A 26,321-nucleotide genomic window follows, 5' to 3' on the forward strand; every position below is an offset into this window, starting at 1 on the left:
TTACGCCAGTAGTTGCATAAAGTCGTCAGCTGCAAGTCCTTCAAGATCACTAGAGCTTGTGATCAATTTCTCGATGTTTTTCGAGCGCTCCGAACCGTAACGAACACTTGCATTGGCAGTGAACTTTTGCACCAGCAAGGGTAGACACTCAGATCTACGAACGCGATGTCCGACCGGGTATTCTATTGCTGCCACAAATGGTTCGATCTGAGCCTTGAAGCGAACGGTGAGGGTATTGCCGATTGAGCGCTTGTCGGGGGCATAGTAATTTGCTGTGTATTCCGGCTTTTCTTCACACCGAATCTTGTCGCGAAGCTGATCAACCCTAGGGTCAAACGCAATTGGCCCATCGAAGTCTTCGATGGTTAGATCGCCGTTTAGCGCAGCGACCGCGACCATGTACTGCAAGCAGTGATCACGATCAGCCGGGTTACCCAAAACTCCAACCTTGTTGATAATCTGCATCGCGGGTTTTTGAGTTTCAATGAAGATTTCGCTGATATCGTCAATAACGAGACCTTTTTCATGCATGAACGCATGAAGTTTGATTGCCCCCTCCACAGCGGTCTGCGCATGGTATTCGGCAGGATTGGGAACCTTGAAGAGGATGTTCTCAATGACATACTCTCCAAGTGGGCGGCCCAGCAGCATCTCTTTGCCTTGGAACACGGCATCATTGAAGCCCCAGCGTGGAGTGGAGAGCGCACTCGGGTAGCCCATTTCGCCAGATTGGCTGAACAGTGCGAGCTGAACCCCTCTCGCGGTCGCATCCCCAGCAGCCCAGGACTTACGCGTGCCAGCGTTTGGCGCGTGACGGTAGGTTCGTAAGGAATGACCGTCAATAAATGCATTGGATAATGCGTTTAACGCCTGCTCTCTGCTTAGCCCCATAAGAACGCTAGCAGCAATGCTTGAGGCGACTTTGACGAATATTACGTGGTCGATACCGAGCTTGTTGAAACAGTTTTCTAAGCACAGTACCCCATGGACTTCATAAACCTTCACCATGACATCCAGAACCGTGCGCATAGACACGGGCTCTCGTCCCGCTATTCTGTTGTTGCGGGAAACCCAATCTGCGACGGCGAGTATTGCCCCTAGATTGTCAGACGGATGGCCCCACTCCTGAGCAAGCCAAGTGTCATTGAACTCCAGCCATCGAATCAACGTGCCAATTTGGAATGCAGCCTCAATTGGCCCAAACTCCTCACCCGCTCCAGGTACTCGAGCCCCATTAGAAGCACCTAGCGTAAACTTCATGGTGCTAAGCAGTTGCTTGCAAGGCTCATTATCCAATGCCGCCAGTGCGCACCCGATCGAATCCAGCAACGCATAGCGCGCTAGCTCTAGTGATTGTTCGCTGCTGGGCTCGTTCGAATACACATGGTCAACGAGTTCTTGCATCAACGGATCAAACTTTTGATTTCCCAATTTGTCTCTCGAATATCGAATACCGTCAATCTAGAGTAATCTCTAGATCATTTTCGCAGGCGAGCGAGCCAGCAAACGTGAGTCAGCGAGTTATTTTTATAGGCTGTAACTTTCCTGGCAGGCGTCATCTGCTCTTCCGTGATCACGGACTAAACAATAATGAGACAGGTCTTTCTATTTTGTCACTGTGAATTTTTTCACATCTAGTTTGTGAATTTGGTGAGTGGGCCATCACGAAATATCTCTCTATTCTAGGGCGGAAATTCGATTCTCTGCCCTAGAGAGGTTCTTCACCTGTGAGCAGTAACTACTCCAAACAAGGATCACTTGCTGTGTATCGGACAGCATGGATCGTAACCGCTATTTTTATACTTTCGAATGCAGCTACCCCGCTCTACAGCTTTTGGCAGCAATCCTTGGGCTTCACTTCCGGCGTGTTAACGGTGATTTTTGCCTGCTACATTATCGGTCTTCTTCTAACCCTGACCGTCGCCGGACAGCTGTCCGATCACTATGGGCGCAAAGCCTTACTTCTGCCCTGTGTAGGTCTCGCTATCGTTGCTGCGATTCTATTTGATCAAGCCGATAGTATCGGCGTGTTGATGCTCGCGCGCTTCCTAACTGGCGTTTCAGTAGGCCTCGTTGTATCTGGCGGTATGGCAAATGTCGTTGAGCATGCTCAGCCACATCGCAAGCACTTTGCTTCGTTAATGGCATCTGTCGCAATGGTGGCTGGAGCAGGAACCGGGCCGCTATTGGCTGGGGTTGTGGCGCAATACTTCCCAAACCCGATTCAAACAGTCTTCCGAATTGAAATCGCGATTTTGTGTGTGGCGCTCGTGGCGTTGCTTAAACAGAAGAACCAGAAGCTCGGGGTCGGTTCGTTCAAAGCACGTTTCCCCACCGTTCCTAAAGAAAATCTTGGCATCGTGCTGTTAGGGATAGCGTTCTTCGGCCCAGGGATAACATCGACTTCATTCATCCTGTCGCTCGGCCCCAAGATGATATCCACCTTTCTGAGCGTGAACAGTCCCCTCATCACGGGTTGCATGGCATTTTCAATGTTTCTGGTCGCCGTAGGCGTGCAGTTCGCGGCAAAGAGACTCAGTAGCCGTATCGTATTTTCGTTTAGCGGACTTGCAACCATTTTCTCAATGGTCTGCGTTTGGTTTGCATTGAAAATGGGCTCTGCTCCATGGCTGATCGCTTCCGCTCTACTGGCAGGTGTCGGTCAGGGCTTAGGCCAACTAGGTGGGCTGTCCCTGATTGCTGACAATGTACCCGCTCAGCGTAGAGCTGAAGCCAACGCGGTGTTTAACATGGGAGGTTATGTGCCCGCAGGTACGATTCCAGTGATCACAGGCTATATAATCGACTGCTGGGGGCTGAACGCCGGAATCACCTCGCTGGCTCTTATTATCGCTAGTCTCGCGTCCTTTGCACTGGTGCAGCTCTGCAGAGGCAATCAAGGCCAGCCCCCCACGCAGCTTAACGACCCCACTTATGCGGCAGCAGATCGTTAATCTCACTAGGGGCTGTTGCCATTTCACATAGGTAACCAAAGAAAGGCGCAGGCCATCGCGACCACACTCTCGTAATTTCTCTTGAGCTTGCCGTCGATGAAAACCTATTCAATGTCGGGTTCAACTACGAGCACCTTGAAGACCTTGAGCCACTTGCCTGGCGCTGACCACGCATTGAAGCGCTTATAGACCTTGTTCCAGTTCCCGAACGCCTTGGGTGGGTCTCGGGACATCCCGTACGCATGCGATACTGCATGCCTTCGACGGTCATCCGTGGATCACGCTTGTTCTTATGTATCAAAGGTTTATGGCGAAACGGCAACAGGCCCTAGCCCCTCCATGAGGAAATCGAGAACTACTCGGATTTTTAGTGAGCCGCGTAGATCTTCATGAAACGCGAGCCAGACCGGTAGCTCCAGCGGACTGTGATCCATATCTACTCTTGCCAGCCGATATTCTTTCCCTAAAAAATCCGGGAGGAAAACGATGCCTGCGTTCCCTACGGCGGCTAATGCCTGGATGCGCAGATCATTGCTGGTAACGGAAAGCGGTCTCCCTTCCAGGCGATCTAAGAGCCATCGTTGCTGTATCGAATCGCCCATGCTCCGGTCGTAGCCTATAAACTCATACTTGTCAGGTTTTCGTTGAGTGATGTAATCCTGACTTGCGTAAGGGAAGAAGCGCAAAAAGCCCAGGCTTTTGGCAACAACGCTCTGTTCTTCCGGCCTGCTGAAGGTAATGGCAATATCGGTTTCTTTCCTCTCCAACGACGCGATGGACTTGGCGCCAACGAGCCTCAGTTGCAACCGGGGATGACGTTCGCGTAACGCCCCGAGTCGCCGAGCTACCAGAGTCCCGAGGTATGCAGGAGGTGCAGACAAGATCACCTCACCCTCAATGCGACTTTCCTCGCGGTCAACGAATCGCTGAAGCGCAAATGACGCGATCTCCATCTGCGTGGCATATTCGTTTACCCTGACCCCGTCTTCAGTTAGCTGGTAAACACGGCCTCTTCGATCCACTAGCTTCATGTTCAGAGATGCTTCGAGGGCCGCGATCCTGCGAGCTACGGTTGCGTGCTCCACTCCTAGTGAACGTGCGGCACCAGCCAGGGATCCTTCACGAGCAAAGGCAGAGAAAAAGCGCAGGCTATCCCAGTCAAGCATATTTAATCATCAGGTTGGCGTAAGGGGCTTAGAGTACGTAAGCAAAGGCCTAGCTTACCGCTTAAAAGGCCAGAGAAAGTGTGTATGTTGCCGCTGACCCAAAACTGCCCCCAGGTGTTCAACTGTTTCTGCTCAATTTTTGAGCAGAAGAACACCGGCTGATCAGCATGGAAATGATGGGCAAAATTCGGCGCATGTATTTTCGTGACAAGCTGTCGCTGCATCGGTCGCGGTAGGGATGGCAGTTACCTGCCACCCCGCACAGATCCGTACGTGCGGAACTACCGCATACGGCTTCTGCCTCGGGTAGCAGTCGTCTGTATCCTTCCCGAGTGGGTGTCATCGCCGATGAAATGAGACTGCCAGTCACGAGCGCTTCTTTGATCGAGGCGGCTCAGTTTTCAATCAGCGCCAACATGCAGTGCGCCGTGAGTTCCGCAAGCGCTTCATCTGGCGGCATCTTTTGCGCAGGGATAAAAATCGTGACATTGGGCATTTCTGCTCTACCGTGATACTTCGGATGTGGCGTCACCGCTGCTCGTCAATTGCTCTGTCATCGGCACATAGAGGTGGACGTCCTCCGGCAAATATTCCACGCCGGATTCGATGGGACGATCGAGCTTCGCCAGCCATCGATGCTCCGGAAACTTCTCCAATGCTACTGCTTGAATCTGATAAGGCGTGAGGCCCATCCTGATGAGCGGGTCGGGGCCGGTTGCGCTCACCACCAGATATTCGTCTGCACCGATGGCAGGAGCACGGTCAAGACCACTATAAAGATTGCGATGCCAATCGGTGATGTGCTGTTGCCAGCGCGCGAAGTTTCCACCGCCTTTCTGACGATATTCATCTCCCTGAAGAACGTCTAGATTGTCGATTGAATGAACGGCAAGGTAAACAGGGCAACCGGCGCTCACTGCTTTGAAACGCTGCGATGTATGGAATCCGCTCACTGAAATGAGCGCGGGCAGTTTTTCCAAGCTGTAAAAATGATTCCACTCTGCTTCGCTGGCTGGATCGGCGAAGGTGCATTCCACTGTATAGATCATCAGATTACTCCTGGCCGGGAGTCTCATGCGCCCGGCTTCGCTTGTTGATATCCTGTCACGGTATGACTTGTATCGCGGCGTATAAAACGATTTTTTGGTAACCTTCATTGATAAAATATCAAGATGGCTTGGGTACCTCGCCCTGAATCAGGAACACTCATGCGCCGAAAGATCCCCAGCAACACTGCACTGATGGCATTCGAGGCTGCCGCCCGTCATGGCAGCTTCGCGCGCGCGGCGGACGAACTATCTGTCACCGAAGGGGCCATCAGTCGTCAGATTGGCCGACTGGAAGCATTCCTCGGTGTCACGCTGTTCGAGCGAATCGGAAATCGCGTCCGACTCCTGCCTAACGGGGAGCGCTACGCAGCCCAGGTTCGGGAGTCGCTTGATCGGTTGAATCGGGATAGCCAATACCTGATGGGACAGCCGAGCGATGGCGCGAGTCTCGACATCGCCACCGTCCCGACTTTCGCAATGCGGTGGCTCATTCCACGTTTGCCACAATTTCGGCAGAAGCATCCGAACATCTCAGTGCACCTTGCCGAGCGTACGGAACCCTTCGTCCTCGCCGGAAGCGGGTTCGATGCTGCAATCCATTTCGAGCATCCGGCATGGACAGGAATGCGGACGCACCCTCTGTTGAATGAGGTGCTGGTTCCGGTTTGCCATCCCGAACTTCTGAAGGACGTCAAAATGGCAATTGCACTGGATATCCTGCCGCGACTGCATCGACGACAGAACCCTGATGCGTGGCAACGCTACGCCGAGGAGACTGGAATCGCACTGACCAATCCTGCAATTGGTGCGCGTTATGATCTTCATGCAATGTTGATCGAGGCTGCTTTGGCCGGTCTTGGCGTTGCTTTGGTACCGCGTTTCTACATTGAAACCGAACTTGCGCAAGGTCGGTTGGCTGCTCCGTGGCCAGATGGGAAAACAATCTCCAAAACCTTCAGCCTCATCCTCCCCGAGCCTATTGGACTGAGCAGAGAGCCAATACGAGCGTTTGCTCAATGGATACTGGATGAGGCGAAGAAGGCAACAATGGTTGAGCTGTAGGCGTGAGAGAGCGTTGGTCAGAGCGGACACTGTTAAACGGCTTGATACCACTGCGATCCGAAGAGGGTTCGGCAGCCCCAGTGGCCGAGCTCTGCTGCACCCTGACGTATTTGAGAAACCATGGCTCAATGCTGTACGACTCGATGTTTCTACCGTATATGATGTAGTGGTCTAATGAAGCCGGACACCCATTTAGGCGAGAATGCTCGCCAGATCTAGGTGTCAGATGACCAAACAACGCCGTGTTTTTTCCGCTGAAATCAAGCGCGAGGCTGCCGACCTCGTGCTCAAGCAAAGCTACAGTTTCATCGAAGCCAGTCGTTCACTCGGCGTCGGTGAGTCGGCACTACGCCGCTGAGTCAACCAGGTTCGGCAGGAGTGCAAAGGCGTTACTCCGCAAAGTAAAGCGCTGACCCCGGAACAACAGTAAATCCAGGAGCTGGAAGCTCGTATCGCTCGACTCGAGCGAGAGAAATCCATCCTGAAAAAGGCTACCGCGCTCTTGATGTCAGAAGATCACGAGCGTTCGCACTGATTGACCAACTGAGCGTCCGCGAGCCGGTTGATTGGCTGTGCAAGTTGTTTGAAGCCACTCGCTCGTGTTACTACGCCCAGCATCTCAGGCGCCGGACTCCGGATGTTGAGCGGCTTCGGCTGCGCAGTCGGGTCAATGAACTGTTCACAGATAGTCGTAGTGCTGCGGGCAACCGCAGCATCTTGCCGATGATGCGTGAAGATGGTGAACAACTGGGTCGGTTCAAGGTAGGACGCTTAATGCGCGAGCTTGAACTTGTGAGCAAACAGCCAGGTTCTCATGCCTATAAACGAGCGACGGTTGAAGGACTGGATATCCCGAATACGTTGAATCGAGAGTTCGATGTCCCGGCGCCTAATCAGGTCCGGTGTGGCGACATCACTTACATCTGGGCTCAGGGCAAATGGCATTACCTGGCTGTTGTGTTGGATCTTTGCGTGCGCCGGATAGTGGGTTGGGCATTGTCAGAAAAGCCGGGCGCCGAGCTGGTGATCAAGGCACTGGACATGGCCTATCAACAACGTGGAAGACCTCAGGGCCTGTTGTTTTACTCAGATCAAGGGTCGCAGTATGCGAGTCGTTTATTTTKCCAGCGGCTCTGGCGTTATCGCATGCGCCAAAGCATGAGTCTCGGGGGAAAATGCTGGGACAATGCGCTGATGGAGCGGGTATTTCGGAGTTTGAAAACCGGATGGATACTGACCAAGGGCTACCGAACGAACCAAGAGGCCCAGCGCGACATTAGTCATTTTTTGATGCATCGGTACAACTGGATTCGGCCCCATCAATTCAACGGTGGGCTGGCGCCCGTTCGGCCGAGAAAAAACTTAACGTCGTGTCCGGGATCAGTTGACCATTACAAGTATTGTGATTAAGCAGGAAAGTATCTGGGAATCTGGTCTCTAGCCCGCAAGATACAAGGCTTGGAAGTGGAGCGGGTAGAGGGAATCGAACCCTCAACTAAAGCTTGGGAAGCTTTCGTTTTGCCACTAAACTATACCCGCATTATACATATGCCTTTGCTCACAAAACGGGGTGTCCTATAAGAACCCTCGTTATCAGCTTGGGAAGCTGGAGTAATGCCATTATACGACACCCGCTCAGAGCGGCTGACTTTGTACCAGATGTGGCGCTGGATTTGAAGTTTTTCTTTGGCGGATCTGTGTTTACGTGAGTTTTTGCAGGTTCGGACGGGCAGGGATATACCTCGTCGGCAGCTGGGCTCAGCGCTGGCGATGGTGATGGTACGCAGGGTTTGAAACCGTGTTGCGGTCTGTCGCGGGCAAGCCTCGTTCCGGCAAGTGATGCGTGTACCTAGGAAGACGAGGTTGCTCGCGAGGACGCTGTTTCAAATGGCCAATGCATGGTGGTCCTGGGTGAAGTGGGAACGCGTTCGGCCTTCATGATGAGCCGGTTTCAGGAACCCCAGCAGTGCGTGGCGGCTGTCTCGGCAGGCGGCTTTGTGTTCCATGTCGAGAAAGTGCCCGGTGGCCCGGATGGTGCTGAATGTGCTGTGTTGCACATGGCTGGCGAACAGGTGGGCATCGCTGGCGGCGGTGTACTCGTCCCATTCACCGTTCATGAACAGCACCGGCACGTCGATGTGCTTGGCCGCCTTGAGGTAGCACATGCGATCGCTGTTGAGTACCTGGCTGATGTGGAAGTGCATTTGCCCGTATTCGTGTTCGGCCAAGGTACTGACGTGACGATAGTTGAAGCGTTTGAACAGCGATGGCAGGTGCTTGCCGATGGTGTTGTTGACCAGATGGCCGACACGGTCGCGGTCGAGCTTGCCGAGGTAGTCGACACCGCGCTCCAGATAATCGCGCATGTGCTCGTTGACCACTGGCGAGAACGAACTGATCACGGCTTTTTCGATCCGGCGCGGACGCTGTGCCAGAGCGATCATGGTGGCTGCGCCACCCCACGAGAATGACATCACGTGTTCCGCGGCAAAATGGTCGATCAGCTCAAGGAGGATCTGCCCTTCGACTTCCTTGGTGAGCATTTTCTCATGCCGATTGTGGGCTTTGGACTTGCCCGCGTAGGGCTGGTCGTACAGCACCACGTTGAATTGCGGGTGCAGGTTTTTCACGGTTTGTGCAAACGATGCAGTGGTGGCCATCGAGCCGTTGACCAGAATAATGGTCTTCTCTGCGGCGTCTGCGCGATAGAACTCCGTGTAAACCCGGTACTGACCTTGTATATCCAGCACAGCGATTTCTGGCCTCATGTCATAAGACTCCTGGCAAGCGGGTATGCGCGCAATGAGATTGCACGAGCTTTGTGACAGGTAGGCATACGCCTGGAATTTTTGAGCCCATGTCGATCCGGTGAAGGCTGGTCGACGGGTATTGTTATTGGCGGGCAGTCTGTCGGGAGAGGTGGAATCTGCGAGGCGCTCTGCCGACAAAAGTTTCTTAGAAGTATGTTATGACTTGCCGGTCACATTTGGGCCGACGTCCTGATTCAAGCAGGGGAGTGGCCATCGCGCAAGTGCAGTTCGTAAATTGTTCGACAACTTCTGCTCAGCGGTCGCTTGCTTCAGATCAGCTGGATTTCTCTGGCACTTAGCGGGCGGTACTCACCCGGCCTCAATGTGTCGTCGAGTACCAGCGGCCCCATGCGTTCGCGGTGCAGGCGCAAGACCTTGTTATCGAAGTGGCCAAACATCCGTTTCACCTGGTGATAACGACCTTCGACAATGCTTAACCGTGCAGATTTTTCTCCCAGCAGCACCAGGTCGGCGGGCTGGGTGGTGAGATCCTCAAAGGCGAAGTACAGGCCTTTGGCGAAGGTTTGTGCGTACTCTGGCGTTATCGGCTGTTCGGTTTCGACGTAGTAGACCTTCGGCAGCTTGGTCTGCGGTTGGGTCAGGCGCCGCGACCAGGAACCGTCGTTGGTGATCAGCATCAGCCCGGTGGTGTTGAAGTCCAGTCGCCCGGCGATGTGCAGGTCGTCCTTGTCAGGTTCAAGGATCAGGTCGAGGACGGTCGGGTGTTCCGGGTCGCGAGTGGCGCTGACACAGCCTGGCGGTTTGTGCAGCATGAAGTAGCGCGGTGGTTTGCCGGCTTGCAGCACTTCGTCGTCGCACTCGACACGGCTGAACTCGCGTACTTCCCAATGCGGATCGCTGACGATCTGCCCGTCGACCCTGATCCGCCGTTCGACCAACAGCAGACGCACCTGTTTGCGGTTGAAGCGGGGCAGGTTGCTGAGGAAACGGTCAACGCGCATGACGGCCGGCAGATCGGAAAAGGGCGCGCATCTTACCCTATAGGGCTGCTTGCAGCTGCGACTCGACTTGAGCGCAGCTCGGGCACAGGCACGACTGATTGCGCAGTTCGGCGGGCAATGCCAGCAGCACCGCCGGGTCGATAGCCACGGCGTAGCACCAGCAGGCCTGGTCGGCGGTTCGCGGGTCGGCCAGGCTGCAATCGTTGCTGGCGCCGCAGGCCGGGCATAGGTCTGGTTTATTCATCACTGGAGTGGGGCACTTCTGCGCAGGTTCGGTCAGGGTCGATAGGTTTGGCACGGTACATCGCCTGATCGGCGCGTGACAACAGGTTGTGCAAGTTGGGCGGGCCACTGATTTCATGCCGGCTTCCAGCGGTCGAGAAGCGTTATCGGCTACTTGTTTATATTTGTTTCTAAATCGCACCAGATTCTGATTTTGCTGTCAGATGTTTCGTCAGTCAGATGAATTGGCTGCCGCTGACCAGCGTCGCTGGTATGGCTCATTCGCGGTCCAGKAGGCCGCCATGTATCGTCGACTTCTTCTTATCGCTTCATTGGGTTTGACGCTTTCTGCTTGTGTTCCCTATTACGACGAAGGCCCCGGTAATTACCGCTCTGAGGTCTACACCTCTCCGGCGCCAGCCTATTACTACGGAGGTGGATCCTATTATTCCGCACCGCCTGCGCGTTACTACGAGCCAGCTCCGCGTTACTACTCGCCGCCGCGCTACTACCAGCCAGCGCCGCGTTATTACCAGGCACCACCACGAGTCGAGTACCGCGTTTACCAGAACCGTGGCTGGGATGATCGCGACCACCATGGCTGGGGTCATCGCGAAGAGGGTGGCCATGGCCGCCGGGATTGGGATAATCGGGGGCATCGTGACGGGCGTGATCACGACAGACAGGGTGACCGTGATGGTCGCGATGGCCGCCGCAATTGGGACGGCCACCGTTAGGCCTTGCAACGAACAAGCGGCGCATTCAGCGCCGCTTTTTTTATGCCCGGATTTCAATAACCCGATAAATCCGCCAGCGGATGCCGACCTTCCCAGACCTTATGAAAATGCGCCTGGACGACCGCTTCAGGTATCGCGTTGATGTTCGGCCAATGCCAATGCGGCTTCTGGTCCTTGTCGATCAAGCGCGCACGAACACCTTCGCTGAATTCCGGGTGCCGGCAGCAGTTCAGGCTCATGGTGTATTCCATCTGGAATACCTCGGCCAATGACAGGTGCCGAGCACGCTGGATCTGCTCCCAGACCAGATAGGCGGTCAGTGGGCAGCCCTCGTACAGGGTTTTCGCCGCGCGGGCCAGCAGCAAGTCGCGGTGATCGCGCAACAGACTGATGGCGCGCCAGGCACAGCGCACATCGCTGACATCCAGCAACTCGTCAATCTGCTGGCGTCGTGGCAACCATTGAGCCTCGGGCATTTGCTTGACGGCTTCTTGCTGCAAGGCCTTGAGCAGGCTGTTGAGCTGCATTGGCGTTTGCTCCTGCCAATTCAATTGCAGCAGACCTTCGATGAGCTCCTCCTGCTGTTCATCCAGCAAGAAGCGGTCAGCCAGGTCCAGATCAATGGCGTCGCGTGCGTTCATCTGCGCGCCGGTCAAGCCAAGAAACAGGCCGAGCTTGCCGGGCAGTCGTGACAAAAACCAACTGGCGCCAACATCCGGGTACAGGCCGATACTGATTTCAGGCATGGACAGGCGGCTGCTGGGGGTGACGATGCGGATGCTCGCGCCTTGCAGCAACCCCAGGCCGCCACCGAGGACGTAACCGTGGCCCCAGCAGATCAGCGGTTTAGGGTAGGTGTGCAAGCGAAAATCAAGGCGATATTCCGCCGAGAAAAATTGCGCAGCCAAGGGCGGCACTTCACCGGGATGGGCTAGACAGGCTTCTACCAGGCTGCGCACTTCACCGCCGGCGCAAAACGCCTTGGCACCGTTGCCGCGTAACAGTACACAGACAATTTGCGGCTCTTTGGCCCAGGCCTCCAGTTGATCGCTCAAGGCCCTGATCATCGGCAGCGAGAGGGCGTTCAGGGTTTTTTCGGCATCCAGGCTGGCGATACCGATGCGTGCGCCGTCCGTGCCGGTGAGTTCTTCGAAGTGCAGATTCATTTTGACCTCGATGACTGAATTGAACGTTCAGTATGATCGCTGTACGAGAAAGTGCTGGATCTGCGTCAGATCAATTGACAAGCGCGGTGGGCTTTCCTAGGGTTCGCCCCATTGAATACTTGGGTGTAACCATGACTGCTGAAGACCGTATCAAACTCGAACCGAGCTGGAAGGAAGCACTGCGTGCCGAATTCGACCAGCCTTACATGGCTGAGTTGCGCGAGTTTCTGCGGCAGGAAAACGCTGCAGGCAAGGAAATCTATCCGCCGGGGCCGATGATCTTCAACGCCCTCAATTCGACGCCGCTGGACAAGGTCAAAGTGGTGATCCTCGGCCAGGACCCGTACCACGGCCCGGGTCAGGCCCATGGCTTGTGCTTCTCGGTGCAACCGGGTGTACCGGCGCCACCGTCGCTGGTGAACATCTATAAAGAGTTGAAGCGCGACCTGAACATCGACATCCCGAACCACGGTTACCTGCAAAGCTGGGCCGACCAGGGCGTGCTGATGCTCAACACCACCATGACCGTGGAGCGAGCCAATGCCAACGCCCATGCGGGCAAGGGCTGGCAGCACTTTACCGATCGGATTATCGAGGTGGTCAGCGAGCATCAGCCCCATCTGGTGTTTTTGCTGTGGGGCGCTCATGCGCAGAGCAAACAGAAACTGATCGATGCGACCAAACATCTGGTGCTGACGTCGGTGCACCCGTCGCCGCTGTCCGCTTACCGTGGATTCCTCGGTTGCGGGCACTTCAGCCGCGCCAACAAGTATCTTGAACAGAATGGCGAGACGCCGATCGACTGGCGGTTGCCTCCAGTCTGAAAAGCATCGCGAGCAGGCTCGCTTCCACAGGATTTCCGACACACAGGAGATCCAATGTGGGAGCGAGCCTGCTCGCGATGGGGGCATCTCGGTCTATCAGACGGAATCCGGCAACCGGTTCCAATACCTGAACAACGGTTCCGCCAGAAACAGTACGAACAACAAGCGCATCACCTGCATCGCCGTCACCAAAGGCACCGACAGTTGCAAGGTTTCAGCGGTCAGGCTCATTTCTGCAATGCCGCCAGGCATCATGCCCAGGGTCAGTGAACGCAGATCCAGTTGGGTCAGCGCACTCAGCCCCAGCGCCGCGAGTGCGGCGATCAGCATCGTCAGCGCCGTACCGATGAGGGTCCGGCCCATGAACGACGGTGCGCGACGAAAGAACTGCCGATTGAAGTGACAGCCCAGGCCACTGCCGATCAGCCATTGGCCGATCTGACTGCCGCCATGGGGCAGGCCGATGTGCAAGTCCCAGCCGATGCTCACCGCCGCACTCACCAGCAATGGGCCAAACAGCCAGGGATTAGGCTGGCGCAACCGTTGCCAGATCCAGGCGAGCAGGGCACCGGCCGGAAACAACACAGCCAGCCAGCGCCAATCGACGCTGGCCGGATGCAGTTGTGGAACGCCGTCCCCGAGCAGGTATTTGAAGGCTGCCGGTACACACAGCACCACCACCAGCACCCGAAGACTTTGCCCTGCCGCCACCCGGCTGAGCACGGCGCCATTGCGTGCGCCAAGGTTGACCATTTCGCCGGAGCCGCCCGGCATGCTGGAGAAAAAGGCGGTGGCGCGATCCTCGCCGGTGCGCCGCAACAACCAGACCCCGACCACTGCCGACAGGCTGGTGACCAGCGCCCCGAAGAAGATCAGGCCAAAGTGGCGCATGACCTGCTCGATCACCAGCGGGGTGAAGTGCAGGCCAATGCCGATGCCGACAATCCACTGGCCGCATTTACGCCCGCCAGGGATTTCCGCCAATTGCCAGGGGGTCAGGCAGCGCACCAGGATGATCGCCAGCAACGAGCCGACCATCCATGGCAGCGGCCAGCCGATCTGGCTGGCGAGGTACCCGCCCAGCAGACCGACCAGCGGGGTTCCCCACCAGCTTTTGAACGGCCGATCAGACATCGGCGATTGCACGCCGCGCCACGGAACGTTTGCGCCAGATGCGCAGGATAGGCATCAGCAGCATGATCGCCGTCAGCACCCAGACACCGAACGTAATCGGGCTCGACCAGAGGATTTCCAGCGCACCGTTGGAAATCGACAGCGCACGGCGCAGGTTCTGTTCCATCAACCCGCCGAGAATGAACCCCAGCAAAACCGGCGACAGCGGGAAATCCAGCTTGCGCAGGATGTAGCCGAAGATGCCGATGCCGATCATCAGGAACAGGTCGAAGGTCGTCGCGTGCACGGCGTAGACGCCGATCCCGGTAATGATCGCGATCACCGGCACCAGTGCCCAGTTCGGCACGGCAAGGATGCGGGTGAAGATGCGGATCATCGGGATGTTGAGGATCACCAGCATGACGTTGGCTACGAACAACGAGGCGATCAGGCCCCAGACGATGTCCGGCTGTTGTTGGAACAACAGCGGCCCCGGAGTGATGTTGTACAGCGACAGGGCGCCGATCATCACCGCCGTGGTGCCCGAACCCGGTACGCCGAGGGTCAGCATCGGTACCAGTGCGCCGCAGGCTGCACCGCCGATGGCGGTTTCCGGTGCCGCGAGGCCACGTTTGTCGCCCTGGCCGAAGGTGCCGCTGGCGCCGGCGATACGTTTCTCGGTCATGTAGGCAACGGCACTGGCCAGCGTCGCACCGGCACCCGGCAACACGCCCATGATGAATCCCAGAACGCCGCAACGAATGTTCACCACGAACACCGAGGCGGCTTCCTTGAAGTTGAACATCATCCGTCCGGTGGCTTTCACGGCTTCCTGGCCATGATGGGTTTTTTCCAGCAGCAAGAGGATTTCGCTGATGGAGAACAGGCCCAGCACCAACACCACGAACTGAATACCGTCGGTGAGGTGGATGTTGTCTCCGGTGAAACGGTACACGCCGCTGTTGGCGTCGATCCCGACGCACGACAGAAACAACCCGATCAGCGCGGCGATGAAGGTTTTCAGCGGTCGATCACCGGCCATGCCACCGAGGCAGACAATGGCGAAGACCATCAGCACGAAGTATTCCGCAGGGCCGAAGGCAATGGCCCATTTCGCCAGCAGCGGGGCGAACAGCACCATGCCGCAGGTGGCGATGAGCGCGCCGATGAACGAACTCCAGGCCGACAACGACAGCGCCACGCCGGCCATGCCCTGGCGGGCCATGGGGTAGCCATCGAGGGTGGTCATGACCGTCGACGCTTCGCCCGGAATGTTCAACAGAATCGAACTGATACGCCCGCCGTATTCGCAGCCCAGGTAGACGGCAGCCAAGAGGATCAGCGCGGACTCCGGTGGCAGGCCGAGGGCGAACGCAATCGGGATCAACAACGCCACGCCGTTGATCGGCCCAAGACCCGGCAACAAGCCGACCACGGTGCCGATCAGGGTGCCGCACAACGCGGTGACCAGGTTGTAAGGAGTCAGTGCGACGCCGAAACCCTGGCCGAGGTAGTTAAGGGTATCCATATCAGTTCTCCAGAACGTCGAGCAGGCCCAACGGCAGTGGCACGTCCATCAATCGGTCGAACAGCATGTACAGACCGACGCTCATCAAGCTGATGATCACCACGCTCGGCAACCAGCGGCCACCGTACAAACGGGCCATCGGTACGCCGATGAGGATGCTCGAAACAATGAACCCGAGCGGTTCGAAGGTTCCGGCGAACACCAGCAGCAGAACGACACAGATACCGATCTTGGTCAGGGTTTCGCGGTCCAGTGGCGGCTCGTCTTCACTGTGTTTGATCGGCGCAGGGCGAAACACCATGTACAGCAGTGCCGCGCCCATCAAGCCGAGCATCAACAACGGAAAGGCTCTGGGGCCGACGGGTTCATAGGAAAAAGCCGCTTGATACGGCCTGGCCATCAGTGCCAGGCCAATGCAGGCCAGTAACAGCACTGAGGCAAAAATACGTTGTAAGAGCATGACAAACTCCTGGGCCAGCCCCTTGATGCGTAAGGGGCTGGCCGCGTAACAGAGGCGATTACTGAATCAGGCCGAACTCTTTGGCCAGCAGTTTGTAGTCCGCTACCTGCATCTTCACGTAGGTGTCCAGCTCTGGCCCGGTCATGGCGAACGGGAACAGTTCACGCTGATCGCGCAGCTTGGCGAAGTCTTCAGAGGCCAGCAGTTTGTCGAAGGCGTTTTTCCACCAGGCATATTCCGCATCGCTGACTTTTGGCCCGAGGTAGAAACCCCGAACCACTGGCCAGACGATGTCGTAGCCTTGCTCTTTGGCGGTCGGAATGTCCTTCATTTCCGGCTCGTCCAGACGCTCGTTGGCGAACACGGCCAGCAAACGCATGTCACCGCTCTGGATGTGCGGCATGGAGTCGGAGATGTCGGTGCTGCCGACCTGGATGTGACCACCGAGCAGCGCGGTAGCGATTTCACCGCCGCCTTCGAGGGCGACGTAGCGCAGGTCACGCGGATTGATCCCGGCGGCCTTGGCGATCAGCGCGGTTTGCATCCAGTCCTGGCTGCCCACCGTGCCGCCGGAGCCGATCACTACTTTGCTCGGGTCTTTCTTCAGCGCCTGAACCAGGTCGTCGAGGTTCTTGTAGGGCGAATCGCTTTTTACCGCGATGGCGCCGTAGCTGGTGCCCACTGCTGCCAGCCAGCGCACGGCGCTTTCGTCGAAGCGACCGAACTTGCCTTGGGCCAGGTTCAGCAGCGAGCCGCTGGACCAGGCCACCAGCGTGCCGGCATCGGCTGGGCGCTGGGCGACGACGGCGTTGTAGGCCACCGCGCCGACGCCGCCGGGCATGTAGGTCACGCGCATCGGTTTGGTCAGGATTTTTTCGTTCACCAACGCGCTTTGCGCCAGTTTGCAGGTCAGGTCGAAGCCACCTCCCGGCGAGGCCGGGGCGATGCATTCCGGGCGTTTGGGCTCGCCGGCGACGTCGGCGAACAATGGGCCGGCGAACAGCAGGCAGCTGGCGGCTAATGCAACTTTACGCAGTGATAAGTCCATTTTTCGTCTCCACAGGAGTTGTTGTTGTGTCGGAGCTGTCGTTTGTTGAATCAATTACCAAAGGGCAACGCTGTAGCTCACCAGCAAACGCACTTCATCAGCGTCACGGGCGGAATAGTTGGAGCGGTAGGTGGCATTGCGCAGACGCACGGCGACGTCCTTGAGGGCACCACTTTGCACCACGTATTTGATCTCGGTATTGCGTTCCCACTCTTCGCCGGTGGCGCCGTTTTTCAGCTTGATGTTGTCACCGCTGATGTAACGGGTCATGAAGCTCAGGCCTGGAACCCCGAGCTTGGCGAAGTCGTAGTCGTAACGCGCCTGCCAGGAGTGTTCTTCGGCGCCGGCAAAGTCGTTGATCTGCACGAAGTTGACCAGATACGGGTCGGCACCATCGACATACGGGAAGGCGCTGTCACCGGACATGTGCTGATAACCGGCGGTAAGTTTATGCCCGCTCAAGGCATAACTCACCAGACCATTGAGGGATTTGTTGTCGATCTTGCCGCCACGGGCCTGGCCCTGGTCATTGCTGATGGCTAGCCGCAGGTCGGTGGCGAAAGTGCCCGGGCCGAACGGTTGCGAGGCGACCAGGCCAAGGAAGTGCTGGTTGTAGACCTCGCCCAGTTGAGCGAAGTGGTAACTGCCGGTGATCTTGTCGGTGAACTTGTAGTCGACACCGCCGAAATCGAAATGCGTGCCGGGCACGGTACCGGCGAAACGGCTGTTCTTGTTGTTGAGGGCGATGTCCTCGAAATCGGTGCTGTCGCGGTCCTTGGCTTTATCCAGGCGCCCGCCGGTGAAGGTCAGGTTCTTGATTTCCTTTGAAGTCACCAGGCCGCCTTCAAAGGTCTGCGGCAGAATCCGCCCATCGTTGGGCTTGAGGGTCGGCAATTCAGGTATCAGGCTGCCGACTTTGAGCTCGGTAGCAGAGATCTTCATTTTGCCGGTCAGGCCAAGTTTGGAGTACTCATTGGCGGCGCGCCCGTCATCGTGGGTTGGCAGCAAGCCGGTGCCGGTGCGGTCGGGGCTGGAATCGAGCTTGACCCCGAGCATGCCCAGCGCGTCGACACCAAAACCCACGGTGCCGTCGGTGTAGCCTGACTGCACGTTGAGCATGAAGCCCTGGGCCCATTCGTCACGCTTGGATTGCTGGGCACTGGTGCCACTGCGAAAGTCGCGGTTGAAGTACATGTTGCGGGTTTCGAGGGTCGCGCTACTGTCGTCGAAGAAGGCTGCCTGGCTGACGGGCGAAAAACCGGCGAGGGCGGCGGCACTGGCGAGAGCGGTGGAGGCGAGGCGGAAAAAACGCGCAGGCGGGCAAGCCTGAGGCTGTGTGGACAGCATGCTGAAATACTCCATTTATTGTTCTTATTTGACGAAAACGCTTCGAGGCGTTTTTCGGTTGCAGCGCTTCATGGTCACGGCAGTCGAAACGGTCCGTGGCTGGACTCTAACGGGCTAACCTTTCTCCAACCTTTCAGCAGACTTTCATTGTTTTCGGGCTTCACAGAGGCGGATGCGGCTGTAAACTCCGCGCCAAAGAATGGCGTCGACCATCCCCAAAACGAGGTAAAAAACCATGCGTGTTCTTCTCGTCGAAGACCATCTGCAGTTGGCCGAAAGTGTCGCCCAAGCGCTCAAGAGCACCGGTTTGACCGTCGATGTGCTGCACGATGGGGTGGCCGCCGACCTGGCCTTGAACAGCGAGGAGTACGCGGTGGCGATCCTTGATGTCGGCCTGCCGCGCATGGATGGTTTCGAGGTGCTGGCGCGTTTGCGCAGCCGTGGCAAGAACTTGCCGGTGCTGATGCTGACGGCCCGCAGCGACGTCAAGGATCGGGTTCACGGGCTCAACCTTGGCGCCGATGACTACCTGGCCAAACCCTTTGAGCTGACGGAGCTGGAAGCGCGGGTCAAGGCCCTGTTGCGGCGCAGCGTACTCGGCGGCGAGCGTCAGCAACGCTGTGGCGTGTTGGTGTATGACCTGGACACTCGGCGCTTCACCCTTGGCGATGAGCTGCTGACCCTGACTTCCCGTGAGCAAGCGGTGCTCGAGGCGTTGATCGCGCGCCCTGGGCGGGTGATGAGCAAGGAGCAGTTGGCCTCCCAGGTGTTTGGTCTGGACGAAGAGGCCAGCCCTGACGCCATCGAAATCTACGTCCACCGTTTGCGCAAGAAACTCGACGGCCATGCAGTCGCAATCGTGACCTTCAGGGGGCTCGGTTACCTGCTGGAAGCCCGCGATGCATAAGCCCGGCAGTCTGCGCTGGCGGCTACTGTGGAACCTCGCACTGCTGCTGGTGGTGCTGATGATCGCCAGCGGTTTGAGTGCCTACTGGAATGGTCGCGAAGCGGCCGACACGGCGTATGACCGGACCTTGCTGGCCTCGGCGCGAACCATCGCCGCCGGGCTTTCCCAGCGCGATGGCAGCCTCAGTGCCGATGTGCCTTACGTGGCGCTGGACACGTTCGCCTACGACAGCGCCGGGCGCATTTACTACCAGGTCAACGACATCCATCAGCAGCTGATTTCCGGTTACGAGAACCTGCCCGGACCACCGCCAGGCACGCCGCGAACCGACGATTATCCAGCGCTGGCGCGGTTCTATGACGCCATTTACCAAGGGCAGAACGTGAGGGTGGTGAGCCTGCTCAAGCCGGTGACCGAGCCGAACATGAATGGCATGGCGGAAATCCGCGTGGCGGAAACCGACGAGGCGCGTGTCCGCATGGCTCGCAGCCTGATGACCGATACCTTGCTGCGTCTGGGCATGCTGGCCGGAGGAGCGTTGCTGCTGGTGTGGTTTGCGGTGAGCGCGGCATTGCGCCCGCTCGAGCGTTTGCGCACGGTGGTGGAGGAGCGGCAGTCGGATGACCTTCGGCCTTTGCCGCTGGTAGAAGTGCAGCGCGAATTGTGGCCGCTGGTGCGCGCCCTTAACCACTTTACCGAGCGCTTGCGCGGGCAGTTCGAGCGTCAGGCGCAGTTCATTGCCGATGCCGCCCATGAGTTGCGAACGCCATTGGCGGCCCTTAAGGCAAGGCTTGAATTAGGGCTGCGGGCGACTGAGCCCGATACTTGGCGAAATACGTTGGAGAGCGCCGCTCAGGGCACTGATCGGCTGACTCATCTGGCGAATCAATTGCTGTCGCTTGCACGCGTCGAGAACGGTGCGCGGGCGATTGCCGAGGGTGGGGCGCAGTTGCTCGATCTGAGTCAACTGGCTCGCGAGTTGGGCATGGCCATGGCGCCGTTGGCCCACGCGCGGGGCGTCGCGTTGGCATTGGAGGCTGAGGAACCGGTGTGGCTGCGCGGCGAGCCCACGCTGTTGAATGAACTGTTGAGCAATCTGGTGGATAACGCCTTGGCTCACACGCCGCCCGGCGGCAACGTGATCTTGCGCGTCAGTGCTCCGGCGGTGCTGGAGGTCGAGGATGATGGACCGGGGATTCCGCTTGAGGAGCGCGATCGGGTGTTCGAACGCTTCTATCGGCGTAATCAGCAGGTGGCGGGTTCAGGCCTGGGCCTGGCGATTGTCGGTGAAATCTGCCGCGCCCATCTGGCTCAGATCAGCCTGCACGATGGCGCGCAGCGTGGGCTGAAGGTTCGGGTCAGTTTTATCGCCGGGTAGTTTTGTTGTGCCTGTTCTGGCCCCATCGCGAGCAGGCTCGCTCCCACAGGATTTCCGACACACAGGGGGACCAAGTGTGGGAGCGAGCCTGCTCGCGATGGGGGCGCTGCGGTCTCTTGATCAGTAGAACATCGATCGTGACTCATCCAGATCGCTGCACATTGCCGTGTTCTCCGGATCAATCCCCAGTTTTTTGAACGCCGGCACGCCGAGCACATCAACTCTGGACAGTGGATGATCGGTGTCCTTGTGGCAATACAGGCTGGCGATCTGTACCAGGTCGACATAATCGACCTGCTTGGACTGACGCTTGAAGTCCAGATACAGCCCCGGCAGCTTCACCAGCATTTCCGGAAACTCCCAGACCTGCAGCAACTTGTCACCGAGCAACGGATGAATGTGCTCGATCACATGGTTGAGGCTGACCGGGTCTGACAGCAATTCGTAGTGGTCTTCGGCGTAGGTCAGAATCGGCAGCACACCGATCTGATGCACCAGCCCGCCAAGGGCCGCCTGATCCGGTTTCAATTGGGTATGAGTGCGGCACAGCGCATAGCTGACACCGGCGATTTCCAGGCTCTTGCGCCAGACTTCGCGCATCTTCTGTTCCACCACCTCGGAGCGGGCATGGAAAATCTGCTCCATGACCAGACCGATAGCCAGGTTGCTGCTGTAATTGATGCCCAGTCGGGTGATTGCCGTGTGCAGGTCGGTCACTTCCTGAGCGGCACGCAGCAACGGACTGTTGACCACCTTGATCAAGCGCGCGGACAGCGCGGTGTCGCGGCCGATGACTTTGCTCAGGTCGGCGACGCTGATTTCCGGGTCTTCGGCGGCCTTGCGAATCTGCAAAGCCACTTCCGGCAATGTTGGCAGAACCAGGTCATCGTTATCGATGGCCTCAACCAAATCCTGTTGGACCTTTTCCGCCAGCTCGCTCATTTAGTTTCTCTAGGGCATTGCAAAAAAATGCTGCAGTTAACGCTGGATCTCGAGGTCACGATCCAGTTGGTAAGGCAGGTCGAGCAGGTGCAGGGCCGGGCCCTCCAGGGCGCCAAGGTGCACGTCACCACTGTCCGCGGCTTCGGCTTGCAGTACCGCCAACAACTCGATGTTCTGTTCGGCGTGAGCGGCGATCACCACTTCACCAATGGAACTGCCATGGGTTGGGGAAAACAGTGCGGTGCCTGGCTCGGGCAGCTCGGTGGTGTCGAGTTGCAGGCGATACAACCGACGCTTGAGTTTGCCCAGGTACTGCATGCGCGCGACGATTTCCTGGCCGGTGTAACAACCTTTCTTGAAGCTCACGCCGCCCACCGCTTGCAGGTTGAGCATTTGCGGAATGAACAGTTCGCGGGTTTGCGGCATGACCTGGCCGATGCCGGCGCGGATCTGCCCGAGCAGCCACTGGTTCAGATTGCCTTCAGGCAGCAATGCGGCCAGCGTGTTGCGCAAGGTGTCGGCCTGAGTGGCCGCCGCCCAGAGTTCGACGCGATCGGATGACACACGAATGGCAATCAGGTCGCCCGCGCGAGCAACTGCGCCGTCTTCCCGGGGAAGCGCCAGGCCCAGGCCGGACAGGACGGCTTCTGCGTGCTGCAGGCCGAAGCGAATCCAGGCGGCGCTTTCGTCGGTCAACTTGGATTTGGAGAACACCGCGTACTTTTTCAGGTCCGCCAGTTGTGGCTCCAGCAACTCGCTGGCCATCGCCAACAGGACCCCATCACCTTCCAGCAGGATGCGAAAACTCGACTGCATGCGGCCTTTCTGGGTGCAGCGGGCACCGAGGCTGGCGTGGGTGTCGCTCAGGTAATTGAGGTTGCAGGTCAATTGTCCCTGTAGGAACTTGCTGGCATCGGAGCCGCGGACGGCGAGCACGCCTTCGTGGGACAAGGTGCAGAAAAAAGCAGAATCAGCCATGGGTCATCGCAGGGTAAAGAGTCTGGAGCACATCATAAGGGGGCGCCCTTGAAATGGGTAGTTCACAAAGGTTCGAACGTGCCCGACCAAAGCCGACTGTTCGACAGGGATTGGGGCTGTATACTTGCGCTCTATTTGAGGAGCGCTCCATGGTCGAAGATGTTGAACTGAACCGCCTCTACTGGCACAGCCGCCGCGGCATGCTCGAGCTTGACGTGTTGCTCGTGCCGTTTGTCAAAGAGGTCTATCCGCACCTCAACGATGTCGATCGCGAGTGCTACCGCAAACTGCTCGAATGCGAAGATCAGGACATGTTCGGCTGGTTCATGGAACGCGCCGAGTCGGAAGACCCTGAGCTGCAGCGCATGGTTCGCATGATTCTGGACCGTGTCCAACCCAAGTGAGAGTGTCCTGTCTCACAGTTACTGTTTCTTTTTGATGGCGTCTGTTGTCGCCAAAAGAGAAACGTAACTGTGAGAAAGGACACCCAGTTTGAGTGCCGCTGGCATGCCTCACGGCAATTGCTGGCGGCTTATCTTCTCGCCCAGCTGTTCGCGCTGGGTTCGCTGTTTCTACTCTCTATACCGGTATGGGCCAGTTTGCTCGGCATCGCGCTGTGCGTGGCTCACGGTTTTTGGGTGTTGCCGCGACAGATTCTGCTGACGCACCCGCAGGCATTCCGCGGCTTGCGTCGGGACGCTGATGGTTGGCAGTTGTGGAATCAGGAGTCGGGTTGGCAATCCGTGCAGTTACGCCCTGACAGCCTGGCGCTACCGTTGGTCGTCGTGTTGCGTTTTCGTCTGCATGGTGAGCGGCGGGTCCGGGCGATCTGTGTGCCGCGCGATGCGCAGGCGGCGGATGTTCACCGACGCCTGCGGGTGCGGCTCAAGTTCAGTCGGCGTAGGTGGGCGGCACCAGAATAGTGTCCAGTGCTTCTGGCAGCATGTTCGGGTAATCGAGGGTGTAATGCAGGCCGCGACTTTCCTTGCGCTCCATGGCTGAGCGAATCATCAGTTCGGCCACCTGAGCCAGGTTGCGCAGTTCGATCAAATCCCGGCTGACCTTGTAGTTGCTATAGAACTCGTCGATCTCGTCCAGTAGCAGGCGCACGCGATGCTGGGCGCGTTGCAGGCGCTTATTGGTGCGCACGATGCCTACGTAGTCCCACATGAATCGCCGAAGCTCATCCCAGTTGTGCGCAATGATCACGTCTTCGTCGGAGTCGGTGACCTGGCTGGCGTCCCAGGCGGGCAGGGTGCTCGGAATCGCGACTTGCGGCAGTTGTTTAATAATGTCTGCCGCCGCCGAACGGGCATAGACGAAACACTCCAGCAGCGAGTTGCTGGCCATGCGGTTGGCACCGTGCAGGCCGGTGAAGCTGGTTTCACCAATCGCATACAAGCCGGGCACGTCAGTACGGCCGTGTTGGTCGACCATGACACCACCGCAGGTATAGTGCGCAGCCGGAACCACCGGGATCGGCTGCTTGGTGATGTCGATGGAAAACTCCAGGCAGCGTTCGTACACCGTCGGGAAGTGCGACTTGATGAAGGCTTCAGGCTTGTGGCTGATGTCCAGGTACACGCAGTCGATACCCAGGCGCTTCATCTCGTGGTCGATGGCCCGGGCGACGATGTCCCGTGGCGCCAGCTCGGCGCGTGGATCAAAACGCGGCATGAAGCGTTCGCCGTTCGGCAGCTTCAAATGTGCGCCTTCACCACGCAGGGCTTCGGTAATCAGGAAGCTTTTGGCTTGTGGGTGGTAGAGGCAGGTGGGGTGGAACTGGTTGAACTCCAGATTCGCCACCCGGCAGCCCGAACGCCAGGCCATGGCAATGCCGTCGCCGCAAGCGCCGTCAGGGTTGCTGGTGTAGAGATAGACTTTCGCAGCACCGCCGGAGGCGAGGATCACGAATCGCGCGCCATAGGTATCGACTTCGCCGGTGCCGCGATTGAGCACATAGGCGCCAAGGCAGCGATCACCTTCCAGGCCCAGGCGTTTTTCGGTGATCAGATCAACGGCGACCCGCTGCTCCAGCAGTTCGATGTTCGGCCGTTGTCGTGCTTGATCAAGCAAGGTATTGAAAATCGCAGCGCCTGTGGCATCGGCGGCATGGATGATGCGCCGATGGCTGTGGCCGCCTTCGCGGGTCAGGTGAAACTCGAAACCCCCGTCTTCAGTGCCGGATTGTTCATCGCGGGTGAATGGCACCCCCTGATCGATCAGCCATTGAATGGCTTCGCGGCTGTGCTCGACGGTAAAGCGCACGGCGTCCTTGTGGCACAGACCTCCGCCAGCGTTGAGGGTGTCTTCGACGTGGGATTCGACGGTATCGGTGTCATCCAGCACGGCAGCGACACCGCCCTGGGCCCAGTAGGTCGAACCGTTGGCGAGGTTGCCTTTGCTCAGTACGGCAATGCGCAAATGATCGGGCAAGGTCAATGCCAGACTCAAACCGGCAGCGCCGCTGCCAATTACCAGAACATCGTGTTGAAACTGTTGGCTCATTTCAGGATTCCGCTCAAAGCGACCCGGGTCGGGGTTGGCGCAAGACACCTGAATCGGCGAGTCGAGACAGCCACACAGCGCACTAGTATATAGAGGGGTGGATCGGCACAATAGTCGGGCCTACGTGGCAATATGAGACTACTGTGACGGGAAGGGTAGAGGGCCGTGTAGGGCAATTTACACGCGGGATCGACGATAAGACAGCCTGATCGCCGATGAAGCGCTGTTTTTCGCCGCGTGGTCATACATTATTCGTTTCGCACGACTATAAAGGTTGGGAACTTTGCCTGGCGTCCAAGCTCAATAGAAGGTTGCCTGAAACAAGGAACAGCGTCGGCTTCACGCAGGATTTGTGTTTTGGTCATTGCGGGTGGATTCGACGATAAAGATTATTCGCGTAGCCGGCCAGCCCGTGCTGCGTCTTTCGTGTGTGCCAAATCAGAGCGCACAGGAAACTTGCTTGGAGGGGGAGAACTTTTGCGAAAAGCCCGAGTCTATGTTTGCAAGCCTGATCGATTAGTTATGCAAGCCTCCTCCGAGCTTATCGAGGAGTGTTCATGCTAACCCAGGAAGAGGATCAGCAGCTGGTCGAGCGCGTTCAACGCGGCGACAAGCGCGCTTTCGATCTGCTAGTGCTGAAATACCAGCACAAAATTCTCGGGTTGATCGTGCGTTTCGTGCACGACACCCATGAAGCCCAGGATGTCGCACAGGAAGCCTTTATCAAGGCCTACCGTGCACTTGGAAATTTTCGCGGCGACAGCGCGTTTTATACGTGGCTTTACCGCATCGCCATCAACACGGCGAAAAACTATCTGGTTTCACGCGGCCGTCGGCCGCCGGATAGCGATGTCAGTTCAGAGGATGCAGAGTTCTACGATGGCGATCATGGCCTCAAGGATCTCGAGTCGCCGGAACGTGCATTGCTGCGTGATGAGATCGAAGGCACCGTCCATCGAACCATCCAGCAACTGCCAGAAGATTTACGTACGGCATTAACTTTACGTGAATTCGATGGTCTGAGTTACGAGGACATTGCGAGCGTCATGCAGTGTCCGGTGGGTACCGTGCGCTCCCGGATTTTCCGCGCTCGGGAAGCCATCGATAAAGCCCTGCAGCCGTTGTTGCAGGAAAGCTGAGACAGCGGCGACAGCCAAGAG

24 protein-coding genes, 1 tRNA gene and 2 pseudogenes are annotated in these 26,321 nt (G+C 57.6%); 10 read left to right on the forward strand and 17 right to left on the reverse strand.

Annotation, left to right across the window (positions count from 1 at the left end; translation table 11 throughout):
• Window positions 1–1,431, reverse strand: coding sequence for a bifunctional 2-methylcitrate dehydratase/aconitate hydratase (locus AC1DHT_RS03835; protein WP_427536751.1), 1,431 nt, complete (start codon window positions 1,429–1,431; stop codon window positions 1–3).
• A 296-nt stretch (window positions 1,432–1,727) separates the two neighbouring features.
• On the opposite strand from AC1DHT_RS03835, the gene AC1DHT_RS03840 reads away from it, so the two are divergent.
• The gene (locus AC1DHT_RS03840) at window positions 1,728–2,954 is read left to right on the forward strand and encodes an MFS transporter (protein ID WP_427536749.1); all 1,227 of its coding nucleotides are present in this window, start codon (window positions 1,728–1,730) and stop codon (window positions 2,952–2,954) included.
• Window positions 2,955–3,061: 107 nt separating this feature from the next.
• Here AC1DHT_RS03840 and AC1DHT_RS03845 read toward each other — a convergent pair.
• The 3 genes and pseudogenes from AC1DHT_RS03845 to AC1DHT_RS03855 all read right to left on the reverse strand — a co-directional run.
• A pseudogene (locus tag AC1DHT_RS03845) lies at window positions 3,062–3,279 on the reverse strand (transposase); the annotation flags it as partial.
• Window positions 3,260–4,120, reverse strand: coding sequence for a LysR family transcriptional regulator (locus tag AC1DHT_RS03850; protein WP_427536747.1), 861 nt, complete (start codon window positions 4,118–4,120; stop codon window positions 3,260–3,262). The pseudogene AC1DHT_RS03845 and the gene AC1DHT_RS03850, both read right to left, overlap by 20 nt.
• Before the next feature lie 503 nt (window positions 4,121–4,623).
• Window positions 4,624–5,169, reverse strand: coding sequence for a sugar ABC transporter (locus tag AC1DHT_RS03855; protein ID WP_427536745.1), 546 nt, complete (start codon window positions 5,167–5,169; stop codon window positions 4,624–4,626).
• A gap of 159 nt (window positions 5,170–5,328) precedes the next feature.
• Between AC1DHT_RS03855 and AC1DHT_RS03860 the strand changes: the two genes are divergently transcribed.
• A complete protein-coding gene (locus AC1DHT_RS03860; RefSeq protein ID WP_427536743.1) occupies window positions 5,329–6,231 on the forward strand; it encodes a LysR substrate-binding domain-containing protein in 903 nt (300 codons plus the stop codon).
• A gap of 226 nt (window positions 6,232–6,457) precedes the next feature.
• A pseudogene (locus tag AC1DHT_RS03865) lies at window positions 6,458–7,619 on the forward strand (IS3 family transposase).
• A gap of 77 nt (window positions 7,620–7,696) precedes the next feature.
• Here the strand turns inward: AC1DHT_RS03865 and AC1DHT_RS03870 are convergent.
• From AC1DHT_RS03870 to AC1DHT_RS03885, 4 genes are all read right to left on the reverse strand, one after another.
• Window positions 7,697–7,770 (reverse strand) — tRNA-Gly (locus tag AC1DHT_RS03870).
• A gap of 344 nt (window positions 7,771–8,114) precedes the next feature.
• Window positions 8,115–8,999, reverse strand: coding sequence for an alpha/beta fold hydrolase (locus AC1DHT_RS03875; RefSeq protein ID WP_054596091.1), 885 nt, complete (start codon window positions 8,997–8,999; stop codon window positions 8,115–8,117).
• 311 nt (window positions 9,000–9,310) lie between these two features.
• Complete coding sequence (locus AC1DHT_RS03880; protein WP_427536741.1) at window positions 9,311–10,003, reverse strand: pseudouridine synthase; 693 nt, start codon at window positions 10,001–10,003, stop codon at window positions 9,311–9,313.
• Between the two features lie 37 nt (window positions 10,004–10,040).
• Complete coding sequence (locus tag AC1DHT_RS03885) at window positions 10,041–10,247, reverse strand: cysteine-rich CWC family protein (RefSeq protein WP_427536912.1); 207 nt, start codon at window positions 10,245–10,247, stop codon at window positions 10,041–10,043.
• Window positions 10,248–10,527: 280 nt separating this feature from the next.
• Here AC1DHT_RS03885 and AC1DHT_RS03890 point away from each other — a divergent pair, with 280 nt between their 5' ends.
• Window positions 10,528–10,962 carry a hypothetical protein gene (locus tag AC1DHT_RS03890; protein WP_427536739.1) on the forward strand — a complete coding sequence of 145 codons (435 nt, stop codon included), beginning with the start codon at window positions 10,528–10,530 and terminating at the stop codon, window positions 10,960–10,962.
• A gap of 53 nt (window positions 10,963–11,015) precedes the next feature.
• Here AC1DHT_RS03890 and AC1DHT_RS03895 read toward each other — a convergent pair whose 3' ends face one another.
• Window positions 11,016–12,128, reverse strand: a complete 1,113-nt coding sequence (locus AC1DHT_RS03895; protein WP_427536737.1) for an enoyl-CoA hydratase/isomerase family protein — start codon at window positions 12,126–12,128, stop codon at window positions 11,016–11,018.
• A gap of 131 nt (window positions 12,129–12,259) precedes the next feature.
• On the opposite strand from AC1DHT_RS03895, the gene ung reads away from it, so the two are divergent.
• Window positions 12,260–12,952, forward strand: coding sequence for a uracil-DNA glycosylase (gene ung / locus AC1DHT_RS03900; RefSeq protein WP_427536735.1), 693 nt, complete (start codon window positions 12,260–12,262; stop codon window positions 12,950–12,952).
• A gap of 96 nt (window positions 12,953–13,048) precedes the next feature.
• Here the strand turns inward: ung and AC1DHT_RS03905 are convergent, their stop codons facing one another.
• From AC1DHT_RS03905 to AC1DHT_RS03925, 5 genes are read right to left on the reverse strand one after another with little or no spacing between them, the layout of a single operon-like run.
• Entirely contained in the window at window positions 13,049–14,086 is a 1,038-nt protein-coding gene (locus AC1DHT_RS03905; protein ID WP_427536733.1) for an AbrB family transcriptional regulator, read from the reverse strand.
• Window positions 14,079–15,593, reverse strand: coding sequence for a tripartite tricarboxylate transporter permease (locus AC1DHT_RS03910; protein ID WP_427536731.1), 1,515 nt, complete (start codon window positions 15,591–15,593; stop codon window positions 14,079–14,081). The genes AC1DHT_RS03905 and AC1DHT_RS03910 overlap by 8 nt, the downstream gene beginning before the upstream one ends.
• A gap of 1 nt (window position 15,594) precedes the next feature.
• Entirely contained in the window at window positions 15,595–16,053 is a 459-nt protein-coding gene (locus AC1DHT_RS03915) for a tripartite tricarboxylate transporter TctB family protein (protein ID WP_427536729.1), read from the reverse strand.
• Window positions 16,054–16,111: 58 nt separating this feature from the next.
• Window positions 16,112–17,101: a Bug family tripartite tricarboxylate transporter substrate binding protein gene (locus AC1DHT_RS03920; protein WP_442114499.1), complete on the reverse strand. Its 990-nt coding sequence runs from the start codon at window positions 17,099–17,101 to the stop codon at window positions 16,112–16,114.
• Window positions 17,102–17,155: 54 nt separating this feature from the next.
• Window positions 17,156–18,448, reverse strand: coding sequence for an OprD family porin (locus tag AC1DHT_RS03925; RefSeq protein ID WP_427536725.1), 1,293 nt, complete (start codon window positions 18,446–18,448; stop codon window positions 17,156–17,158).
• 235 nt (window positions 18,449–18,683) lie between these two features.
• On the opposite strand from AC1DHT_RS03925, the gene AC1DHT_RS03930 reads away from it, so the two are divergent.
• Together AC1DHT_RS03930 and AC1DHT_RS03935 are read left to right on the forward strand one after the other, a co-directional pair.
• Entirely contained in the window at window positions 18,684–19,355 is a 672-nt protein-coding gene (locus AC1DHT_RS03930) for a response regulator (RefSeq protein WP_019692544.1), read from the forward strand.
• Entirely contained in the window at window positions 19,348–20,733 is a 1,386-nt protein-coding gene (locus tag AC1DHT_RS03935; protein WP_427530286.1) for a sensor histidine kinase, read from the forward strand. The genes AC1DHT_RS03930 and AC1DHT_RS03935 overlap by 8 nt, the downstream gene beginning before the upstream one ends.
• Before the next feature lie 120 nt (window positions 20,734–20,853).
• On the opposite strand, the gene AC1DHT_RS03940 is transcribed toward AC1DHT_RS03935, so the two are convergent.
• A complete protein-coding gene (locus tag AC1DHT_RS03940) occupies window positions 20,854–21,675 on the reverse strand; it encodes an HDOD domain-containing protein (RefSeq protein ID WP_427536724.1) in 822 nt (273 codons plus the stop codon).
• Between the two features lie 36 nt (window positions 21,676–21,711).
• Entirely contained in the window at window positions 21,712–22,653 is a 942-nt protein-coding gene (gene ygfZ / locus AC1DHT_RS03945; RefSeq protein ID WP_427536722.1) for a CAF17-like 4Fe-4S cluster assembly/insertion protein YgfZ, read from the reverse strand.
• A gap of 149 nt (window positions 22,654–22,802) precedes the next feature.
• Here ygfZ and AC1DHT_RS03950 point away from each other — a divergent pair, with 149 nt between their 5' ends.
• Window positions 22,803–23,057, forward strand: coding sequence for an FAD assembly factor SdhE (locus AC1DHT_RS03950; protein WP_019692540.1), 255 nt, complete (start codon window positions 22,803–22,805; stop codon window positions 23,055–23,057).
• A 69-nt stretch (window positions 23,058–23,126) separates the two neighbouring features.
• Window positions 23,127–23,576 carry a protein YgfX gene (locus tag AC1DHT_RS03955; protein ID WP_427536720.1) on the forward strand — a complete coding sequence of 150 codons (450 nt, stop codon included), beginning with the start codon at window positions 23,127–23,129 and terminating at the stop codon, window positions 23,574–23,576.
• On the opposite strand, the gene nadB is transcribed toward AC1DHT_RS03955, so the two are convergent.
• Window positions 23,545–25,161: an L-aspartate oxidase gene (gene nadB / locus AC1DHT_RS03960; RefSeq protein WP_427536718.1), complete on the reverse strand. Its 1,617-nt coding sequence runs from the start codon at window positions 25,159–25,161 to the stop codon at window positions 23,545–23,547. The genes AC1DHT_RS03955 and nadB overlap by 32 nt on opposite strands.
• Window positions 25,162–25,718: 557 nt before the next feature.
• Between nadB and rpoE the strand changes: the two genes are divergently transcribed.
• Entirely contained in the window at window positions 25,719–26,300 is a 582-nt protein-coding gene (gene rpoE / locus AC1DHT_RS03965) for an RNA polymerase sigma factor RpoE/AlgU (protein WP_019692537.1), read from the forward strand.
• Window positions 26,301–26,321: the final 21 nt, after the last annotated feature.

It is taken from the genome of Pseudomonas sp. 05N432 (assembly GCF_056396945.1).

Excerpts from the sequence above, each read along its gene's own strand:
- AC1DHT_RS03850 (WP_427536747.1), bottom strand. The coding sequence starts at position 4,120 with ATGCTTGACTGGGATAGCCTGCGCTTTTTCTCTGCCTTTGCTCGTGAA.
- AC1DHT_RS03855 (WP_427536745.1), bottom strand. The coding sequence starts at position 5,169 with ATGATCTATACAGTGGAATGCACCTTCGCCGATCCAGCCAGCGAAGCA.
- AC1DHT_RS03860 (WP_427536743.1), top strand. The coding sequence starts at position 5,329 with ATGCGCCGAAAGATCCCCAGCAACACTGCACTGATGGCATTCGAGGCT.
- AC1DHT_RS03875 (WP_054596091.1), bottom strand. The coding sequence starts at position 8,999 with ATGAGGCCAGAAATCGCTGTGCTGGATATACAAGGTCAGTACCGGGTT.
- AC1DHT_RS03880 (WP_427536741.1), bottom strand. The coding sequence starts at position 10,003 with ATGCGCGTTGACCGTTTCCTCAGCAACCTGCCCCGCTTCAACCGCAAA.
- AC1DHT_RS03885 (WP_427536912.1), bottom strand. The coding sequence starts at position 10,247 with ATGAATAAACCAGACCTATGCCCGGCCTGCGGCGCCAGCAACGATTGC.
- AC1DHT_RS03890 (WP_427536739.1), top strand. The coding sequence starts at position 10,528 with ATGTATCGTCGACTTCTTCTTATCGCTTCATTGGGTTTGACGCTTTCT.
- AC1DHT_RS03895 (WP_427536737.1), bottom strand. The coding sequence starts at position 12,128 with ATGAATCTGCACTTCGAAGAACTCACCGGCACGGACGGCGCACGCATC.
- ung (WP_427536735.1), top strand. The coding sequence starts at position 12,260 with ATGACTGCTGAAGACCGTATCAAACTCGAACCGAGCTGGAAGGAAGCA.
- AC1DHT_RS03905 (WP_427536733.1), bottom strand. The coding sequence starts at position 14,086 with ATGTCTGATCGGCCGTTCAAAAGCTGGTGGGGAACCCCGCTGGTCGGT.
- AC1DHT_RS03910 (WP_427536731.1), bottom strand. The coding sequence starts at position 15,593 with ATGGATACCCTTAACTACCTCGGCCAGGGTTTCGGCGTCGCACTGACT.
- AC1DHT_RS03915 (WP_427536729.1), bottom strand. The coding sequence starts at position 16,053 with ATGCTCTTACAACGTATTTTTGCCTCAGTGCTGTTACTGGCCTGCATT.
- AC1DHT_RS03920 (WP_442114499.1), bottom strand. The coding sequence starts at position 17,101 with ATGGACTTATCACTGCGTAAAGTTGCATTAGCCGCCAGCTGCCTGCTG.
- AC1DHT_RS03925 (WP_427536725.1), bottom strand. The coding sequence starts at position 18,448 with ATGCTGTCCACACAGCCTCAGGCTTGCCCGCCTGCGCGTTTTTTCCGC.
- AC1DHT_RS03930 (WP_019692544.1), top strand. The coding sequence starts at position 18,684 with ATGCGTGTTCTTCTCGTCGAAGACCATCTGCAGTTGGCCGAAAGTGTC.
- AC1DHT_RS03935 (WP_427530286.1), top strand. The coding sequence starts at position 19,348 with ATGCATAAGCCCGGCAGTCTGCGCTGGCGGCTACTGTGGAACCTCGCA.
- AC1DHT_RS03940 (WP_427536724.1), bottom strand. The coding sequence starts at position 21,675 with ATGAGCGAGCTGGCGGAAAAGGTCCAACAGGATTTGGTTGAGGCCATC.
- ygfZ (WP_427536722.1), bottom strand. The coding sequence starts at position 22,653 with ATGGCTGATTCTGCTTTTTTCTGCACCTTGTCCCACGAAGGCGTGCTC.
- AC1DHT_RS03950 (WP_019692540.1), top strand. The coding sequence starts at position 22,803 with ATGGTCGAAGATGTTGAACTGAACCGCCTCTACTGGCACAGCCGCCGC.
- nadB (WP_427536718.1), bottom strand. The coding sequence starts at position 25,161 with ATGAGCCAACAGTTTCAACACGATGTTCTGGTAATTGGCAGCGGCGCT.
- rpoE (WP_019692537.1), top strand. The coding sequence starts at position 25,719 with ATGCTAACCCAGGAAGAGGATCAGCAGCTGGTCGAGCGCGTTCAACGC.